14 protein-coding genes are annotated in these 18,587 nt (G+C 63.0%); 8 read left to right on the top strand and 6 right to left on the bottom strand.

The window, feature by feature from the left end:
• Positions 1–311 precede the first annotated feature (311 nt).
• From ACZYTC_RS28500 to ACZYTC_RS28475, 6 genes are all read left to right on the top strand, one after another.
• On the top strand, positions 312–1,346 hold the full coding sequence (locus tag ACZYTC_RS28500; protein ID WP_434959799.1) for an ABC transporter ATP-binding protein: 1,035 nt from the start codon (positions 312–314) through the stop codon (positions 1,344–1,346).
• Positions 1,343–2,287, top strand: a complete 945-nt coding sequence (locus ACZYTC_RS28495) for an ABC transporter permease (protein ID WP_434959798.1) — start codon at positions 1,343–1,345, stop codon at positions 2,285–2,287. The genes ACZYTC_RS28500 and ACZYTC_RS28495 overlap by 4 nt, the downstream gene beginning before the upstream one ends.
• Before the next feature lie 29 nt (positions 2,288–2,316).
• A complete protein-coding gene (locus ACZYTC_RS28490; protein WP_434959797.1) occupies positions 2,317–3,123 on the top strand; it encodes an ABC transporter permease in 807 nt (268 codons plus the stop codon).
• 139 nt (positions 3,124–3,262) lie between these two features.
• Positions 3,263–4,693, top strand: a complete 1,431-nt coding sequence (locus ACZYTC_RS28485; protein WP_434959796.1) for a gamma-aminobutyraldehyde dehydrogenase — start codon at positions 3,263–3,265, stop codon at positions 4,691–4,693.
• A gap of 176 nt (positions 4,694–4,869) precedes the next feature.
• Positions 4,870–6,606 (top strand): tetratricopeptide repeat protein, encoded by a 1,737-nt coding sequence (locus ACZYTC_RS28480; protein ID WP_488991126.1) that lies wholly within the window; start codon positions 4,870–4,872, stop codon positions 6,604–6,606.
• Between the two features lie 134 nt (positions 6,607–6,740).
• Complete coding sequence (locus ACZYTC_RS28475) at positions 6,741–8,387, top strand: AMP-binding protein (protein WP_488991125.1); 1,647 nt, start codon at positions 6,741–6,743, stop codon at positions 8,385–8,387.
• Between the two features lie 150 nt (positions 8,388–8,537).
• On the opposite strand, the gene ACZYTC_RS28470 is transcribed toward ACZYTC_RS28475, so the two are convergent.
• From ACZYTC_RS28470 to ACZYTC_RS28450, 5 genes are all read right to left on the bottom strand, one after another.
• A complete protein-coding gene (locus tag ACZYTC_RS28470) occupies positions 8,538–9,770 on the bottom strand; it encodes an amidohydrolase family protein (protein ID WP_434959793.1) in 1,233 nt (410 codons plus the stop codon).
• A 2-nt stretch (positions 9,771–9,772) separates the two neighbouring features.
• Positions 9,773–11,350 (bottom strand): gamma-glutamyltransferase family protein, encoded by a 1,578-nt coding sequence (locus ACZYTC_RS28465; protein ID WP_488991124.1) that lies wholly within the window; start codon positions 11,348–11,350, stop codon positions 9,773–9,775.
• A gap of 512 nt (positions 11,351–11,862) precedes the next feature.
• Positions 11,863–12,138 (bottom strand): CtrA inhibitor SciP, encoded by a 276-nt coding sequence (sciP, locus tag ACZYTC_RS28460; protein ID WP_068297942.1) that lies wholly within the window; start codon positions 12,136–12,138, stop codon positions 11,863–11,865.
• Between the two features lie 129 nt (positions 12,139–12,267).
• Positions 12,268–13,554 (bottom strand): chloride channel protein, encoded by a 1,287-nt coding sequence (locus ACZYTC_RS28455; RefSeq protein WP_488991123.1) that lies wholly within the window; start codon positions 13,552–13,554, stop codon positions 12,268–12,270.
• A gap of 102 nt (positions 13,555–13,656) precedes the next feature.
• Complete coding sequence (locus ACZYTC_RS28450; RefSeq protein ID WP_434959790.1) at positions 13,657–14,436, bottom strand: class I SAM-dependent methyltransferase; 780 nt, start codon at positions 14,434–14,436, stop codon at positions 13,657–13,659.
• 138 nt (positions 14,437–14,574) lie between these two features.
• Here ACZYTC_RS28450 and ACZYTC_RS28445 point away from each other — a divergent pair, with 138 nt between their 5' ends.
• The gene (locus ACZYTC_RS28445) at positions 14,575–15,483 is read left to right on the top strand and encodes an alpha/beta fold hydrolase (RefSeq protein ID WP_488991122.1); all 909 of its coding nucleotides are present in this window, start codon (positions 14,575–14,577) and stop codon (positions 15,481–15,483) included.
• A 344-nt stretch (positions 15,484–15,827) separates the two neighbouring features.
• A complete protein-coding gene (locus ACZYTC_RS28440) occupies positions 15,828–17,375 on the top strand; it encodes a serine hydrolase domain-containing protein (protein WP_488991121.1) in 1,548 nt (515 codons plus the stop codon).
• A gap of 225 nt (positions 17,376–17,600) precedes the next feature.
• Here ACZYTC_RS28440 and ACZYTC_RS28435 read toward each other — a convergent pair whose 3' ends face one another.
• Complete coding sequence (locus ACZYTC_RS28435; protein ID WP_488991120.1) at positions 17,601–18,461, bottom strand: DMT family transporter; 861 nt, start codon at positions 18,459–18,461, stop codon at positions 17,601–17,603.
• Positions 18,462–18,587 lie beyond the last annotated feature (126 nt).

Below are 18,587 nucleotides of genomic sequence, written 5' to 3'. Positions count from 1 at the left end.
AGGGCGCGCGCATCCGGCGCTTTCAAGACAGAGCGCGGAAATCCTTCCCCGGTTTCGGGGAAGTCGCACGCACAACTTGTGTACGCTGGGGCCGGGCCGGATGGAGGCGGGTGGCGCGACTTCGCCGCTCTGTCGTCCGTCCGACGCGACTCTACCCTACCCCTTCCGCCGCCGCTGCGCGGCGCCATCTTCCCCGAAACCGGGGAAGGATAGTCGTGCCCTTTTCGGTACGGCTGGGGTGCTCGTCATATTCTGCGACGCATCCAGGATCCACTTTGCAAGAACCCACTTTGCAAGCATCGGGACGCCCCATGGCTGAGCCAAGCACCATACCCGCCGTTTCCTTCCGAGGCGTCGAGCGTCATTTCGGCGCCGTCAAGGCCGTCGACGGTGTCAATCTCGACATTGCGCCGGGTGAGTTCTTCGCCATGCTCGGCCCTTCGGGGTCCGGAAAGACGACGTGTCTGAGACTGATCGCCGGTTTCGAACAGCCTACGGCCGGCCATATCGAGATCTTCGGCGAGCATGTGGAAGGCATGCCGGCCTATCGCCGGCCGGTGAACACCGTCTTCCAGGACTATGCCCTGTTTCCCCATCTCAACATTCTCGACAATGTCTGTTACGGCCTGATGATCCGCGGCATCGGCAGGCAGGAGCGCTATCGACAGGGGCGCGAGGCCCTCGCCATGGTCAAGCTCGCCGGCAAGGAGGATCGCAAGCCTGGACAGCTATCGGGCGGCCAGCGTCAGCGCGTCGCGCTGGCTCGCGCGCTGGTGGTTCGTCCGAAGGTGCTGTTGCTCGACGAGCCGCTCGGCGCGCTCGACCTCAAGCTGCGCGAGGAGATGCAAAGCGAGCTCAAATCGCTGCAGCGTTCGCTCGGCCTCAGCTTCGTGTTCGTTACCCATGACCAAAGCGAGGCGCTGTCCATGGCCGACCGGGTTGCCGTCTTCAACGATGGCCGCATCGCCCAGGTCGGCAGCCCGCAGGAAATCTATGAGCGGCCGAGCAACCGCTTCGTCGCCGATTTCGTCGGCAGCTCCAATGTGATCGAACCGGCGCAAACCAAGGCCTGGCTCGGTATCGACAAGCCCTCCAGCCTGAGGCCGGAGAAGATCGGTCTGCTTGTCGACGGGACAAGTCCAGCGGCCGACACCATCACCATCACCGGCACGATCACCCAGATCCTCTATCATGGTGCCGTCAACCGCGTGGAACTGGCGGCCGAGACCGGTGGCCGGCTGATCGCAGCCATTCCGGCTTCAGCGACGGCCGGGATGCCGGCCCAAGGAGCGACCGTGCGGCTGAATTTCTCCGCTCAAGCCCTGCATGTGATGGAGGGCGCATGAGTACGCCAGTCACCATCGCGGCCCCTGCCGACGGACTGTTGCGACGTTTTTCCGACCTGCTGGTCAGGCGGCGCGGGCTCTATCTCATGCTGTTGCTGGTGCCACCCCTGCTGTGGCTCGGCGTCGTCTATCTCGGCTCGCTCTTCATGCTCTTGATGGAGAGCTTCTATTCCATCGACGATTTCTCCGGCGTGGTGGTGCGCGAGCCGACCCTGAGCACCTATGGCCAGCTGTTCTCGCCAGCCAATTTCAGCATCATCATGCGCACGCTTTCCGTCTCGGCGGTGGTGACGGTGCTGTCGGCGATAATTGCCTTTCCGATCGCCTATTATGCTGCCCGCTACGCCAGGGGGCGGATGAAGGCCGCCTTCTATCTGGCGGTGATGATGCCGCTGTGGTCGAGCTATCTCGTCAAGGTCTATGCCTGGAAATTGCTGCTCGCCAAGGAAGGCATCGTCGGCTGGGCCATGAACGGGATCGGCCTCGGCCGTTTGCTCGAAGCCTGGCTGGCACTGCCCGTGGTCGGCGGCCCCTCCCTGTCGGTAAGCTATACAGGCATGATCCTGGTGTTCCTCTATCTGTGGACGCCTTTCATGATCCTGCCGCTGCAGGCGGCGCTGGAGCGGGTGCCAGCCACGCTGATCGAGGCCTCCGGTGATCTCGGTGCCAGCCCGGGGCAGACATTCCGCAAGGTGATCTGGCCGCTGGCCTTTCCGGGCTTGGTGGCGGGCGCGATCTTCACCTTCTCCCTGACGCTGGGCGATTACATCGTGCCGCAGATCGTCGGGCCCTCATCGCTCATCCTTGGGCAGGTCGTCTATGTCCAGCAGGGCACGGCCGGCAACATTCCGCTCGCCGCAGCTTTTTCCGTAGTCCCGGTGGTGATCATGGCGGTGTTCCTGACCGTCGCCAAGCGATTGGGAGCCTTCGATGCGCTGTGATCTCCGACAAGTCCGCGAGGCAGGCTGCCATGACTGAGAATCGTGCTTCCTTCGGCCTGCGCGTTGCCGCCGGCGCTTCGCTCGCCTTCCTCATCGTCCCGCTGGTCTTCATCATCCTCTATGCCTTCACCACGGAAGAAAACAGCTATCAGTTTCCCCCGCCGGGCCTGACGCTGAAATGGTTCGGTGTGGCCTGGGAGCGCCCGGATGTCTGGGCGGCGTTGTCGCTCTCCGTCCGGGTTGGGCTGCTTTCCACCCTGCTGGCGATCATTCTCGGCACGCTGGCGGCGGCGGCGCTCTCGCGCACCCGCTTCTTCGGCCGGGAGTCGATCTCCCTGCTGCTGATCCTGCCGATCGCCTTGCCGGGCATCATCACCGGCATGGCCCTGCGCACGGCCTTTCACGAAGGTGGCATTCCTTTTTCCTATTGGACCATCGTGCTCGGCCACGCCACCTTCTGTATCGTGGTTGTCTACAACAATGCGGTCGCCCGTTTCCGCCGGCTGTCGCCCTCGCTGATGGAGGCGTCCATGGATCTGGGAGCCGACGGTTTCCAGACCTTCCGCCATGTGGTGCTGCCCTCGATCGGCACCGCCTTGCTGGCGGGTGGCATGCTCGCCTTCGCTCTGTCCTTTGACGAAGTGATCGTCACCACCTTCACCTCCGGCCAGCAGCAGACCCTGCCGATCTGGATGTTCGAGCAATTGATCCGGCCGCGCCAGCGACCGGTCACCAATGTCGTCGCCGTCATCGTCATCCTGGTCACCGCCATACCCATTCTCGCGGCCTATTACCTGACCCGCGAGGGCGAGAACGTTGCTGGTTCGGGGAAATAGGTACAGGCCCCGATTGCAAGCGATGGGGCGCCGCGGCAGCCATGCACCCCATCAGGATCACTTCCCGTAGGAGGGTAAGGCATGGTGCATGCCGCCCTCAGCCCTGCCTTCACATCCGCCCTGACCCAAGGAGATTGCCATGCTCGACACCAAAATGCTGATCGGGTCGAAATTCGTGCCCGGCACCGAGGCACCGGAGAAAGTACTCAATCCCAAGACGGAGGAGACGCTGATCGATCTTCCCGAGGCCTCCGTCGAGCAGGTCGACGAGGCGGTGGAGGCGGCGGCCACGGCCTTCGCCGGCTGGTCGCGCACCACGCCGGCCGAGCGGTCGGCTCTCCTGCTCAAGCTTGCCGATGCGATCGAGAAGGATGCGGAGGCCTATGCCACGCTCGAGGCGCTCAATTGCGGCAAGCCGCGCATCCGCGTGCTGCAGGACGAGATACCCGGCGTCGTCGATTGCTTCCGCTTCTTCGCCGGCGCCGTGCGCAACATGCACGGGCTGGTGGCCGGCGAATATCTGGCTGGACACACCTCGATGATCCGGCGCGATGCCGTCGGCGTGGTCGGCTCGATCGCGCCCTGGAACTATCCCCTGATGATGGCGGCCTGGAAGCTGGCGCCGGCGCTGGCGGGCGGCAATACCATCGTGATCAAGCCCTCCGAGCAGACGCCGTTGACGCTGCTCAAGCTCGCGGCCAGCATTGCCGAGATCTTCCCGGAAGGCGTGGTGAATGTGGTGGTTGGACGCGGCGAGAGTGTCGGCAATGCCCTGATCCATCATCCCAAGGTCTCGATGGTTTCGCTGACCGGCGACATCGCCACAGGCAAGAAGGTTCTGCAGGCCGCCGCCAAGACGGTCAAGCGTACCCATCTCGAACTCGGCGGCAAGGCGCCGGTGATCGTGTTCGACGATGCCGATCTCGAGGCCGTGGTCGAGGGCGTCAAGCTGTTCGGCTACTACAACGCCGGCCAGGACTGCACCGCCGCCTGCCGCATCTATGCCGGCAGCAAGATCTACGACAATCTGGTCGCTGATCTTGCCGGCGCGGTGAAGAGCCTCAAATACAACCAGGCCAATGACGATGAGAACGACATCGGCCCGCTGATTTCCGCGCGCCAGCGTTCGCGCGTCGCCTCCTTCGTCGAGCGGGCTACCGAGCACAAGCATATCGAGATCGCCACCGGCGGCCATCAAGCGGCCGGCAAGGGCTTCTTCTACGAACCCACCGTGGTCGCCGGGGCCCTGCAGAGCGACGAGATCGTGCGTCGCGAGGTGTTCGGGCCGGTGGTCTCGGTGACACGCTTCGACGATGTCGAGGAAGCCCTGGGCTGGGCCAATGATTCCGACTACGGCCTGGCGTCCTCGGTCTGGACGCGCGACCTTTCCAGGGGCATGCAGATGGCCTCGCGCCTGCAATATGGCTGCACCTGGGTGAACTGCCACTTCATGCTGGTGAGCGAGATGCCGCATGGCGGCGTCAAGTCCTCCGGCTATGGCAAGGACCTGTCGATGTATGCCCTGGAGGACTACACTGTGGCACGCCACGTCATGGTCAAGATGGGCTGATTCCGGGCGCGAGACCGTTTCGCAAGCAAAGCAAGGATGGGTCTTGCATTCCGCCAAGGCCCATCCTTTCGTTTTGGACAGCAATGCCGAGTTCGGGCATGGTCTGGTGTTGTGCGTGGAACAGCCCGCGCAAGCCATTGATTTCATCATGTCATTTCATGAACGAGGTGATTGCCATGAAGCTTGCGAAGAAGCTTGCCTCGGCCGCGCTGTTGGTCTGCGCTCTGCTGGCGGCGCCGGCAATGACCAAGGCCAACGCGGCCGCTGTCGAGCCGATCTGGCAGGTCTGCCGGGCTATCGGGAAGGATCCAGCCGCTAGCGTCAAGGCCTGCACCCAATTCCTCGATTTGCCCGAGGGAAAGCTCAAGCAGTTTCGCACCTATGCCTTTTCCAATCGTGGCAACGCCTATGTCAGCCTGCAGCGTTATGATGAGGCGCTGGCCGATCTGAACGAGGCGCTGCGTCTCGATGCCGGGAACGAGACCGCCTATGTCGGTCGCGGCAACGTCCATTTCTGGCGCGGCGAAAACGATCTCGCCCTCAAGGATTTCGCGCTGGCCATCAAGCTCGATCCGCGCGATGCCAATCCCCAACACGGCCGCGGCAATGTCTATTTCAACCAGGGCCGCTACGAGGAGGCGATCAAGAGCTATAGCGAGGCGATCCGCATCAATCCGAAATTCTTCAACGCCTATAGCGGCCGCGCGAACGTCTATGCCGAACTCAAGCAGACCGATAGGGCGATCTCGGATCTCTCCCAGGCGCTCAAGCTCAATCCGAGCTATGTCAATGCGCTCGTCAATCGCGGCAACAACTATATGATCGGCAAGCGTTTCGACGAAGCGATTGCCGACTACGACAGGGCCCTGGCCCTCAAGCCGGAGACCATCCTTGCCTTGAGCGGGCGGGCCGGCGCCTATGGCATGAAGAAGGATTATGAGCGCTCGGTCGCCGATTTCACCAAGGCGCTGGAGCTCGATCCGTCCTATCTGAACGCGCGCTATGGCAGGGGGCAGGCCTATAAGGAGTTGGGCAAGCTCGATCTGGCCGCGGCGGATTTCCGCAACATTCTTGCCCAGAAATCTGATTTCCTGAATACGCGCGACCTGTTGGCCGACGTCGAAAAGGCCGGTGCTGCGGCGTCTGTTCCCTCACCGGGCACCATTGCGGCGCCTGCGGCCGGCGCGCTCGCCGCCATCAAGGCACAGCGCCGCGTCGCTTTGGTGATCGGCAACGGCGCCTATCCGCAGGCGGCTCTTGCCAATCCCCACAATGATGCCGCCGATGTCAGTGCCCGCTTGCAGCAGCTCGGCTTCGACGTGGTGACGGGCTATGATCTCACCCTGTCGGGCTTTTCCGACACGGTGAACCGGTTCGTCGCCAAGGCGCAGGGCGCCGATGTCGCCGTCTTCTATTATTCTGGCCATGCCATGCAGGTGGATGGCGAGAATTGGCTGCTGCCCGTCGATACCAGGGTGCGCAGCCTGTTCGACGTCCAGCAGTTCAACGTGTCGTTGCAGCGTCTGCTGCACACCGTGGATTCGCAGGCCAAGACCACGCTGGTCTTCCTGGATGGCTGCCGCAACAATCCGTTCGCCGACGCCCTCAAGGCCCAGCTCAAGGCGCAGAATCGTGCCTATGCCGAGACGCGCGGCCTTGCCCGCCTCACCGTCGATTCGCCCGATACGCTCGTGGTGTTCGCCACCCAGCCCAATGACGTGGCCGCCGACGGCACTGGGCGAAACAGCCCCTTTACGCAGGCCTTCCTTGCCAATGTCGGTGCGCCGGGCGTCGAGGTCGAGACGCTGATGAAAAGAGTGACGGCCGATGTGAAGGCAGCGACGGGAGACAAGCAGCGTCCCGAACGTCTGTCGGGCCTGACCACGGAATTCTACTTCGTCCCGCCAAATTAATGTGCGTTGCCGTCGTACAACTTGCCCACCGCGACAATTCCGTCATGATATCGCCAACCATAAACGGGTTGGGAGGAATCATGACGGCGGTTTCGTCTGCGCAAAGGCCATGGTTGGCAGCTTATGACGGAGACATGAAACCGCATGTCGGGGAAGTGCCCTACAGATTGCTGGGGGACATGATCGTCCAGAGCGCACGCGAGACCCCGCGCAAGACGGCCTACACCTGCGTCATGCCCAACGGTATGCACGGTTCGCTCAGCTATAGCGAGGCCGATCGATTGTCGGATCAGTTCGCCGCCTATCTGCATGGCGAGCTGAAACTGCCGCCCGGCTCGCGCGTGGCCATCCAGGCCCCCAACGGGCTCGCCTATCCTGTGGTCGCTTTCGGCGTGTTCAAGGCAGGCTGCGTGCTGGTCAATGTAAACCCGCTCTACCTGGCCGAGGAGGCCGGTGCGGTCTTCGCCGATGGTGGCATTTCCGTGCTGGTGGTGATCGACATGTTCGCCGACCGCACGGCCAAGACCCTCGCGACGGTGAAGGTGCCGCATGTGGTCATGATCAGCGCGGCCGAATTTTTCCCGGTCTTGCCGCGCACCGTGATCGGCCTGGTGCAAAAACACGTGCGCAAGGAGATCCCGGCCGCGACCTTCCCGCATGTCCGCCTCAAGCAGGCCCTGGCGCTTGGCCAGGCCAAGCTCGCACGCGGCCTGAAGGTTGCCGACATCACCGCCGGTATGGACTCTTCGGCGACTGCCTGCCTGCAATATACGGGCGGCACCACCGGCGTGAGCAAGGGCGCCATGCTCACCCATCGCAACCTGGTCATGAACGTCATGCAGGTGCTGGCCTTCGGGGGCGGTGCCTTCACGCGGGACGACGTGATCATGACGGCGCTGCCGCTCTATCACATCTTCGCCTTCACGGTGAATTTCCTCACCTTCACGGCGCGGGGCGCTCATGTGCTGCTGGTGCCCAATCCGCGTCCCTTGAGCAATTTGCGCAAGGCTTTCGAAAACTATCCGGTCAGCTACATCACCGGCGTCAACACACTCTATAACGGCCTGCTCAACGAGGCCTGGTTCACGTCCATGCCCAAGCCCCATCTCAGGGTCTGCATTGCCGGCGGCACGGCGCTGCAGGCTGCGGTGGCCGAGCGCTGGCACAAGAGCGTTGGCGTGCCGGTCGGGGAGGGCTACGGCCTGACCGAGACGTCACCGGTCGTCTGCTTCAACCCTTTCGGCTCGGGGCACAACGGCGCGGTCGGCGTTCCCTTGCCGGACACCGATGTCAAATGCGTCGACGATGATTTCAACGAGGTGGCGCTGGGCATGCCAGGCGAACTGGCCGTGCGCGGGCCGCAGGTGATGGCCGGCTATTGGCGCCGGCCGGACGAGACGGCCAAGGTGATGCGCGGTGAGTGGATCCTCACCGGCGACATCGCCGTGATGGATGCTTCCGGCTATTTCCATATCGTCGACCGGCGCAAGGACATGATCCTAGTTTCGGGCTTTAACGTCTTCCCCAACGAGGTCGAGGACGTGCTGGCCAAGATGCCGGGAATCAAGGAAGCGGCGGTGATCGGTGTCCCCGATGGCGCGGCCGGCGAGGCGCCCAAGGCCTTCGTGGTCAGGAGCGACCCCACTTTGACGGTCGAGGCCGTACGTGCTTATGCCAAGCAGCATCTCACCGGCTACAAGGTGCCGAAATTCGTGGAATTCAGGGATGATTTGCCGAAGTCCAATGTCGGCAAGATCTTGCGCAAGGATCTGCGGAGCTAGAGCGTTGCGATTTGGCGGAATCGCCAGGAATCGCAAAGACGTGTCGAACCAGAGAGTTAGAGCAAACAATCGTTTCCGTCCAAACGCGCTTTGCTCTAGCTGGGGAAACTCGACTGCTTCCTGCTTAGCAGCCCGGCGACATCATTATCCTCAACGAATGATCTCCGGCCTCGTCGTACGGAATGTCGGGCGACCGCGCTTCCAGCCACGTATCACGCGGCTGTTCTCGCGTATCGCCTGTTCGGGCGTCACGCAGTCGATCAGTACGATGTCGGCTGCCGCTCCGACCGATAGGCCGGATGCGCGCCGCATTCCGCGCGCTGCAAGGGGACCGATCATGTCGAAGATGAGCCGTAGATGCTCGGTGCGCGAAAGTTGAACGACATTGGCATAGAGGTTCGCCATGCGAAGGAGTGAGGCATCACCAAATGGCGTGAAGGGGTTGAGAATATTGTTGGTGGCGATCGAGGCATTCACACCCCTCAAAGCCAGAATATGGGTCGGAGCGACCCCACGCGGCACCAGTCGCTCATACTCGCGGCCATTTAGGAACAAGTCGGTGGCTGGCAGGGCCACCACTGCAATACCGGCCTCCCGGAGCCCTGTCGCGATCGCTTCAACTTCATGCGACGGCCGCGCCGAAAGGCTCGTCATGTGTCCGAGCGAGACGCGCCCCTGCCAACCGCGTCGTATCGTTTCCTTCAGGACGACGGGCAGATTGCTCTTTTCGGGTGCGAGATCGAAATCAAGATGGAAGTCGACAGCGACGCCGTGCGCTTGCGCGAGGTCGAAGATCAGGCTGATTTGTCCAGCCGGATCAGGATCGGTGTAGGGAGCACCACCCACCAGATCCGCTCCGTCCGCCAGGGCCTCATTCAACAAACCTAGCGTTTCCGGCTCGTTGGTGAGCCCTTCCTGCACGAAAGCGCAGATCTCGATATCGATGGCGAACGCGTAATCCCGGCGAACGCGTTTGACGGCTTCAAAGGAGCGCAACCCGGCCCGCGGATCGACTTCGACGAAGCTGCGCATCGCCATGGTGCCTTGTATGATGGCCTGCTCGACGACACGAGCGGCCCGTGCATAGACATCCGCCTCGGTGAAGGACGCCTTGGCTCTTGCCGTCTCGCGCACCGCCTCCGCCAAGGTACCCTCGCAGATGCGGCAGCGATCGAGGATACAAGCTTTGTCCAGATGGATGTGGCTGTCGACGAAGCCGCTGCAAGCCAGCGCACCTTCGGCGTCTACGATTTCAATCGCTTCACAACGAAGCTCTCGACCGATCGCGGCGATCGACTTGTCGCGTATCGCCAAGTCTACCGGCTCCTCACTGGTCGGCAGGCGGGCATTGCGGATAAACAGGTCAGCTGGGGGAATGTCCATCGTCAAAGGCCAATCGCCCCGCCATCGCTGCGCGGATCATGCGCGGCTATGATCGTCCCGTCAGGTCGCAGGCGAATGATGCCGGCATGTCCGCCGAGTTGGCTGAAGGGTTCGATCCGGCCCACCTGATGTCCCTTGTCTGCAAGCTCGGCAATGAGCGAACCTCCGGCATGGGCCTCTATCTTCAGGCTGTCGCGACTGTCCGAGAAGGTGCGCCCCAGAAGGAAACGCGGCCGGGATAGGGCCGCAAGCGGATCGAGCCCGTGGTCGATCAGCAGCGACAGCAGCAGAGCGAGGGTCTGCGGCTGTCCGTCGGCGCCTTGAGTGCCGTAAAGCAGGCAGGGGCGCCCGTCCTTCAAGCCGATGCCGGGGTTCAACGTGTAGAAGGGACGCTTACCGGCCCTGATGCAGTTCGGGCTCGCTGGATCGAGGCTGAAGGCCGCGCCGCGGTTCTGCCATAGGATGCCCGTGTCGCCGGCGACGACGCCGCTGCCCCAGTCGAAATAGAGGCTCTGCAGCATGGCAACGCTCCTGCCCGCGCTGTCCGTCGCTGCCAGGAAGGCCGTGTCGGCGGTCTGGAAGGGGTGCGGCCAAGGCAACGCCCTGTCCAGATCGATAGAGCGTGCCTTCGCAGCCAGTCGGCGCCCATCGAGCAACTGCGCGACATTCACGTCTGTGAAGGCGGGGTCGACGATCGACGGGCGATCGAGGAAGGCCTGTTTCACGGCTTCCACGAGGAGGTGGTAGAATTCGGCCGAGGCAGGGTCGAGCCGGCCCAAATCGAAGGAAGACAAGACAGCCATGATGGCGAGCGTCGTCGCGCCTTGCGTCGGCGGCGGCGGCGCAAGAAGGGTCACGTCGCGATAGCTTTGCGCCAGTGGCTGCTCACGGAGTGTGCGGGTGCTGGCGAGATCCGCAGCAGTCAGGGGTGAACCGGCGGTTCGGAGGCCCGACGCGATGCGCGCGCCGAGCTCGCCTTCGTAGAACTCGCGCACGCCGTGATCGGCTATGGCGCGCAGCGAACTCGCCAAAGTCGGCTGGCGCTGTATGCCGTTCCGGAAGAAGACCCCTTGGAAGCCATGCCATTGCGTGACCTCGCTTCCGCGGAAACGATGCCAGAATTCTTGAGAAGGACTGACGTCGAAGCCGTTTTGTGCCAGCGCGACGGCGTCGTCGAGCAGGCTGGCGATGCACAATCGGCCCTGCCAGTGGCTGTGGGAGTAATCGAGGACTTGTCCCCAACTGTCGACCAGGCATGCCGTCGTTATGGCCGAAAGCGGCCCGCGAAGCGGGATGACAGACAGATCGGGGATGAACCTCGCCGCCTGGCCAATGCCCAGGAAGACGGTGGCAGTGCCCGTGCGATCGGCAACCAGCCAAACCGCGTCCCCGCCGAGACCACAAAAATGTGGATAGAGGACCGAGAGTGACGCGCTTGCGGCAACCAGCGCCTCGATGGCATTGCCCCCCCGCTTGAGGACCTTTGCTCCGGCCTCTGTGGCGAGCCAGTGCGGCGCGACGACCATGCCTCCGCTCGACGTCGCGTTCTCGCTGGGCCTTTGCCGTGGGACGGTCTTCATGCAATCGCTGCGATTGGGTGAACAGGCCCCCAGTCAAGCAAGTTCCGGGCCATTTCCGGCGTAAGCGCGTTCGAATTCTTCCGGGCCCCGACGTCGGTGCACCCAGCGGAAATCCCTGCGATGGGCAGACGACAGCGAAGCGTTCACAGTGCTGGACAGGCCAACCCCAAGGCGTCCGGACGTTGTCTATTCGTGGCGTCGCTGGCGTCCTCGTCTGCTCCTCCGATTCGCCAGTCGGAGCGCTTTAAAGAGCGGGCGAGGACGCCTGCGTTTCCAGGAAGGTCATGCTTCGACCGGTCAGCATCTTCGAGACGTGGTATGACGCCAAGACCCCTTGTGCGGGGTGCATGAACCCGATCTCGCAGACCAACTGGCTATTATAGGCGGTGGATGCGTGGCTCGCCGTCCGATAAAAAAAGAGCAGGTTGCGACTTTTGGTCATCGCAATCTGCTCTTGGACTGTCGTATCCGCTGCAAGCGGAAAGAGCAGGCCGGACGGCCTGATCCCAGATCTATTGCCGGTAATGCTGAATGCGCGTGGTGCGCAGGCCCGCCAGGCCATGGCGGTCGATCGAGGCCTGCCAGGACAGGAATTCCTCGGTAGTCAGCACATAGCGGTTGCAGGCCTCCTCGAGGCTGAGAAGTCCGCCACGTACGGCGGCAACCACTTCTGCCTTGCGCCGGATCACCCATCGCTGGGTACCAGGCGGCGGCAGGTCCGCGACGGTCAGGGGGCTGCCGTCGGGGCCAATGACATATTTCACCCGAGGGCGAAGAGTTTCGGTCATGGGTACGCTCACACAATTCGAATGACCATGTAAGCTGCAGGCTAGGGGGGCTCGCTTAAAAATTGTTGAAGGAAATTGAGAAAAGCCATTGATCTCGCTTCGATCATTACAATTCGGCAACAAGCTGAATCAGGCCTTAACTTCGTCGCCATCTATTCGTTTGCCTGGCGGCAGAAAGGGTTTGGCCAGAGCGTGGTAGAGCTTTTCCCGGCAGATGAGAGCCGAGATGCCGTCGGCGATGATGGCGGTGGCCAGCAGCGGTAGTACCATGGCGCGGCTGTCCGACATTTCCGAAATGATGATGACGGCTGTGAGCGGTGCCCGCACCACGCCGACGAAATAGCCGATCATGCCGAGCAGCACGATGGCACCGAGCGGCTGGCCGGGAAAGGCAAGGGCGATCAGATTGCCGACGCCGGCACCGGTGGCGAGCGAGGGCGCGAAAATGCCGCCCGGCACGCCCGACAGCACGGTGATCAGGCTCGAGAAGAATTTGGCCGGTCCGAACCACAAGGGTTCGGCATGGGATTCCACCAAGCGGCGGGCGACCTCATAGCCGGTGCCCCAGGTTGCGCCCTGGCTGAGAACACCAAGGATCGCGACAAGGAGGCCACAAATCAGGGCAAGCCAGATGGGCCGGCGGCGCAGGGCCGCAATGGGGGAGAGGGCGGTGGCGCCGAAGGCCAGAATCAGCCGCGAGAACAGGCCACCGGTGATACCGCCGATCACGCCGGCCAGCGGCGCGATGAGCAGGGCGGCGCCGAGCGGCAGCGCCTCGTGCACGGAGCCGAAATAGATGTAGTCACCGGCGATGCCGAGACTGACGAGGCCCGAGATCATCACGGCCGCCATGGCCAGCAAGGCGAGGCGCTGGTGATAGGAAGCGGCGAGTTCCTCGATGGCGAAGGCGATACCGGCGAGCGGCGTGTTGAAGGCGGCTGAGACCCCCGCCGCCCCACCGGCGATGATCACGGCGGGCGAAAGATCGATCTTCAGGAGGCGATGCATGAAAGCCATGAGGGCGGCACTGATCTGCACCGTCGGTCCCTCGCGGCCGACCGAGGCGCCGACCAGGATGGCGCCGATCGTCGCCACGAATTTGAAGGCGGCGACCTTCATGGAAATCAGGCCCGCCACGACGGCATGCTGGGGATCGCGGGCGCCGGCGCTCACCTGGGGGATGCCGGAGCCGCGGGCCGCGGGCGCAAAACGCCGTGTGAGCCAGGCCAGGAGAGCGAGCCCCAAGGGCGTCACCAGCAGCGGTGCGTAGGGGGCCTTGTCCACCATCAATTCGAATAGTTTCGCGGCCTGGTCCGCCGTCCAGGTGAAGGCGAGGGCGACTAGGCCGAGAATGACGGCACCGATGGTCGTTGCGGTGCGGCGGCGCAGTAATATCGGCAATTCGCGAGAGGTCATCGGGGGAATAAAGTCCTTTGCTTCCCCTTCTAAACCGCCAAAGCCTTGCGACGGCAAGGAGGAATGCCTGATCGCGATCTGCGAGCACCCAGTCAGCCCCGCCTAATCACTCGCCCGCTCGGCGCTGATGATCCATGCACGCGAATCGAAAAGCACACCGTCGGTCGTCATATGGGCGTCCAGCAAGTCACGCAGCCGCTGCAGCGGCTGATCCGGTGTTTCATCCGTGCGCGCAAGCGTGTCCTTCACCAGATAGAGGCCGGTGAGGGCATCGAACGCGGCGTCGACATTCGGCCCGTAGAAGACCGGCTCGTTCACCTCGGTAAAGTCGATCGAGATGAAGCCCGCAGTGCTCAGAAGCGCTGTCGCCACGGCGGGATCCCCGAGCGAAAACGGCTTGCCGGCGTCGATGGACAGCACGCCTCCCGGGGCCAGTGCCTGCCTGATGGCACCAGACCATCTGTTGGCCTCCTGGCTCTGCCACACCATCCACACAAGGCGCGCGCCCGGACGCAGCGCGCGGGCAATATTGGCAAAGGCCACCGCTGGATCGGCAAAGAACATCACGCCGAATCGGCTGATGCACAAATCGAAGCTGGAGGCTGGGAAGGCGTGGTGCTGCGCGTCGCCCCGTTCAAACACGACGTTTCCCAGCCCAGCTTCCAGGCAACGCCGCCGCGCGATTTCCAGCATCTCGGCAGACGTATCGACGCCGACCACGTTCGCCTCCACCGCGATGCTGGCGGCCTCGCGCGTGGTCTGGCCTGCACCACAACCGATATCGAGCACTCGGTCGCGTTTGCCGACCCTGGCGGCAGCCCGCAAGTGCCGGTTGTGCCGCGATAATTCCGCGTCATAAAAATCAGCACATTGCAACGCCATCAGACCCACCCGCTTTTGTCTTGGCTACGAAAGTTCGTCTCTCTGCTGAGTTCCTCGGTCGCTGGCGGGGGCAGCACCCCATGCCTGGGCGCGTACCCACAGCCTCCGTTACAAACTGATTGCACAATAGGATCAGATGTGCAATCTGAAATCCAGTTGCAATTTGCAATCAGATGGATCGCGTTCATGGAACGGGCCACATGCCTGGTTACCGAGAAGGTCGTCGAAGTCAAAGGGGCTGATCTCCAGACCCAGGCTTTCGGTGTCGCCTCCAGCCCACCCATCGTGCTGATCATGGGGATGATGTCTTCGATGCTGTGGTGGCCAGACCGGTTGTGTGAAGAACTTGCGGGTCGTGAGCGCTATGTGATCCGCTACGACCAGCGTGACACCGGGCTTTCCACTCACTATCCACAAGGCGAGCCCGGCTACTCGCCCAGCGATCTGGCAGACGATACGATAGCCATTTTCGACAGTTACGGCTTGGAAACGGCGCATCTGGTCGGCATGTCGATGGGCGGCTTCGTCGCGCAGGAGGCCGCATTGCGCCATCGCCGGCGTGTGCGGACGCTCACCCTGATCAGCACATCGCCGTTCGCGGTCAAGGGATTGCCGTCCTCGACCACAGCCTATCAGGAGCATTCCGCAGCAGCCGAGGGAGTTGACTGGTCCGACCTCGAGGCCATCGCCGATTTCTTGCGCCGCGATGCGGCCATGCTTGCTGGCACCCGGCATCCGCATGATGCCGGGGCCGCAAGCGCGCTGATCGCCCGCGACATGGCCCGGGCGCCGTCCTTTGCCAGCGCCACCAACCATTTCGCGCTGGTGCGTGAAGAGGGGCCTGCAGGGCTGCAGGCTTCCGATCTCGATATGCCGGTTCTTGCGATCCACGGCACGGCCGATCCGCTGTTTCCCATCGCGCACGGGGAGGCCTTCACAAAGGTCGTGCCACATGCGCGATTGCACCGGATTGAAGGGGGAGGGCATGAAATCCACGATCATGACATTGACGAGATGGTCCAGGCCATCGCCCATCATGCGGTGTAATGCATGCCCGGAAAGCTAGGCATGCGGATCCCGGCCATCGTTTGACCGGCTCCGTACAAGGCTCTGATTGAGGCAGCAGCCTCATGGTTTTTGAAAGTTGTCGTGCCGGCAATCAGGCGCATCTTTCATGCTGAATTCGTAGTATTTTTCGTACAGCGCGCGATGCTGATTGAATACAGGCTGGCAGGCTATTTCGCGCTGGCAAAAATAAACTGGAAGGGGCAGGGTAGTCGGAGTCTTTCCAAGGCAATCGAAAGAATTCGGCTATGCTGATGTGTCACCAGGGTAGTAAAGCGGCCTCTCGGTTTCGGCGCTCGCTGGCGGCAACCATCGTCGCCAGCTCGATGACGTTGTCGGCAATGGCGGTCGCGCAATCGCTCAAGCCCGATCTCGGCCCTTCGCCGCCGCAGGATGCCATGCCGCTCTACAAGGGCGGCATCGACAAGGCGGTCGGCCGGCTGCCGGACATCGTTCGCGATATCAGGGCAAAGTCGCATGTGCCCGGCATTGCCGTGGCCGTCGTGCATGGCGGGAAGACAGTGTTCGCAAGAGGGTATGGCGAACGTGTCAAGGGCGATGCCACCCGGCCGGTCGATGAATTTACGGTGTTCCAGGTCGCCTCGGTTTCCAAATCCATTTCCGCCACCGTGGCCGCGATCGCGATGACCAAGAGCGCGCAAGCTGGCAAGCCCATCAACTGGGACGATCGCGTCCGCGCCTATCTGCCCGATTTCAGGCTGGGGAACGACTATGTCTCGAACCAGGCCACCATCGGGGATTTCTTCGCCCATCGCTCGGGCCTGCCGGAAGCGGCCGGGGATGATCTGGAGGATCTCGGCTTCGAACGCCGGGACATCATCCCACGGCTCAGGCTGATGCCGCTCGACGCCTTCCGAACCTCCTATCACTACGCCAATTTCGGCACGACGATCGGGGCCGAAGCGGTTGCCGCCGCCATGGGCGAGCGTTGGGAAGTCCTGGCCGATCGCCTGCTCTTCCAGCCCCTGGGCATGCGGTCGACCAGCTACCTCCACAAGGCCTTCCTGGCGCAGCCGAACCGCGCCGTCCTGCATGCTTTCGTGGGCGGCGAGTTCAAGCCCCTTTATGACCGCAATCCCGACGAGCAGGCCCCGGCGGGAGGGGTTTCCTCCAATGTCACGGAACTGGCAAAGTGGTTGCAATTGCTGCTTGCCGGCGGCAAGCACGGCGGCGAAACGCTGATGACCCCCGAGGCCATCCTGCCAGCACTCACGCCCCAGGCGGTGAATGGGCGTGGCGATGCGCTCGACGCACGCACCGGCTTCTACGGCTACGGCTTCAACGTGAACGTCAATGCCAACGGCCGAACCTCCATGAGCCATTCTGGCGCCTTCCTCCTGGGGGCGGGCACCACCTTCCAGATTCTGCCCTCGGCCGATGTGGGCATCGTGGTCCTGACCAATGGTGCACCGGTCGGCGCCGCCGAGGCCATTGCGGCGCGCTTCATGGACATCGTGCAATATGGCGAGGAAACGCGGGACTGGTATGGCCTTGCGCATCAGCGCATGATGGGCTTCTTCAAACCGATCGGGGATCTTGCGGGTGCCGCGCCGCCGGCGCGTCCCAAGCCCGCACGAAATCTCGCGAACTATGCCGGCCAATACACCAATTTATATCTCGAAGCCGCCGCGGTCGAGGTGGAGGGCGATCATCTGGTGTTGGTGCTCGGGCCGCGCCTGATGAGATTCCCGCTCCGCCATTGGGACGGAGACATGTTTGCGATGAGCCCTGGCGGCGAGAACGCCCCGGAAGGCTCCTTGTCTTCCGTCAAATTCTCGGGGCAGGAGGCCAATCCGAAGGTGATGACGGTCGACTATTTGAACGCCGACGGCCTGGGAACCTTGAGCCGATAGACCGGCTATTCATGGCCGTGCCGTATTGCTCTCCGCTGCCGTGGAGACTGGTCGTTGCAGCACATGCCTCACGCTCTTGTCGATGAGGGCAAAAAAAGCCCGCTTGAAAGAGCGGGCCTAGTTGCGGAAATCACGCTTCCCGGGGGCGCTCCGCCGCAGGGGAAGCGGCGGGATTCTTCTGGATCGACGTCACGCATGGAGGCGGGCGTTGGCGTCAGGGTCAGATCAGGCATAGCGCTTGGCGCCGGCGACGCAGACCACCACGCCTCCTGCGACGGCCCACACCGCCAGCCCGACCTGCTCGTGCAACAGCAACGCGGCCAGGGCCAGCGACATGAAGGGCTGCAGCAGCTGCAACTGGCCGACGGCGGCGATGCCCCCCTGGGCGAGGCCGCGATACCAGAACACGAAGCCGATCAGCATCGAGAACAGCGAGACATAGACGAGAGCCGAAAGCGCCGGCCAGCCGATGGTCCTGGGATCGGCTGGTTGCCACCACAGGGCGAGCGGCAACATCACCGGCAGGGACAAGACGAGAGCATAGGAAATCACCTGCCAGCCGCCGAGATCGCGCGACAGCCGGGCGCCTTCGGCATAGCCGAGGCCGCAGACCAGGACGGAGGCCACCATCAAGCCATCGCCGAGCGCATTGCCGGCCGTGCTTTGACTGAGGGCGTAGGCCGCAACCATGGCGGCACCGGCAATCGAGAAGAGCCAGAAGCCGAGCCGAGGGCGCTCGCCCCCGCGCAATACGCCGAAGATGGCGGTCGCAAGCGGCAGCAACCCGATGAAGACGGTGGCACGCGAGGAGGTGATGCTCTGCAGAGCAAGTGCCGTCAGCAGGGGAAAGCCGACCACGCAACCTATGGAGACCAGGCTCAACGAGCCGATCTGTGAAGTGCGTGGCCATTTCTGCCTGAGGACGAGCAGCAGGACGATGCCGAGCAGGCCGGCGATGGCGGCACGGGCGGTGGTCAGGAAGAGGGGGGTGAGATCGTGCACCGCGATGCGTGTCGCTGGCAGCGATCCCGAAAAGATCGCCACGCCCAGGAACCCGTTGAGCCAGCCTGCCGACTTGTCGTCCATTTCCGCATCTTTCCGTATTTTGTTCGTTCTGCCGGCGAACGGCCCTGGGTCGATTGCCTCCTTCGGGAGGAAGTCCTCGACTGTCCTGCTTCTTGTCTCAGAAAGGGGCTGGCGAAGACAGGGACG

The sequence above is a fragment of the Labrys sp. F242 genome (assembly GCF_057813875.1).
Note: the sequence above shows the minus strand (reverse complement) of the source record. Positions and strands in the feature narration are given on the sequence as shown.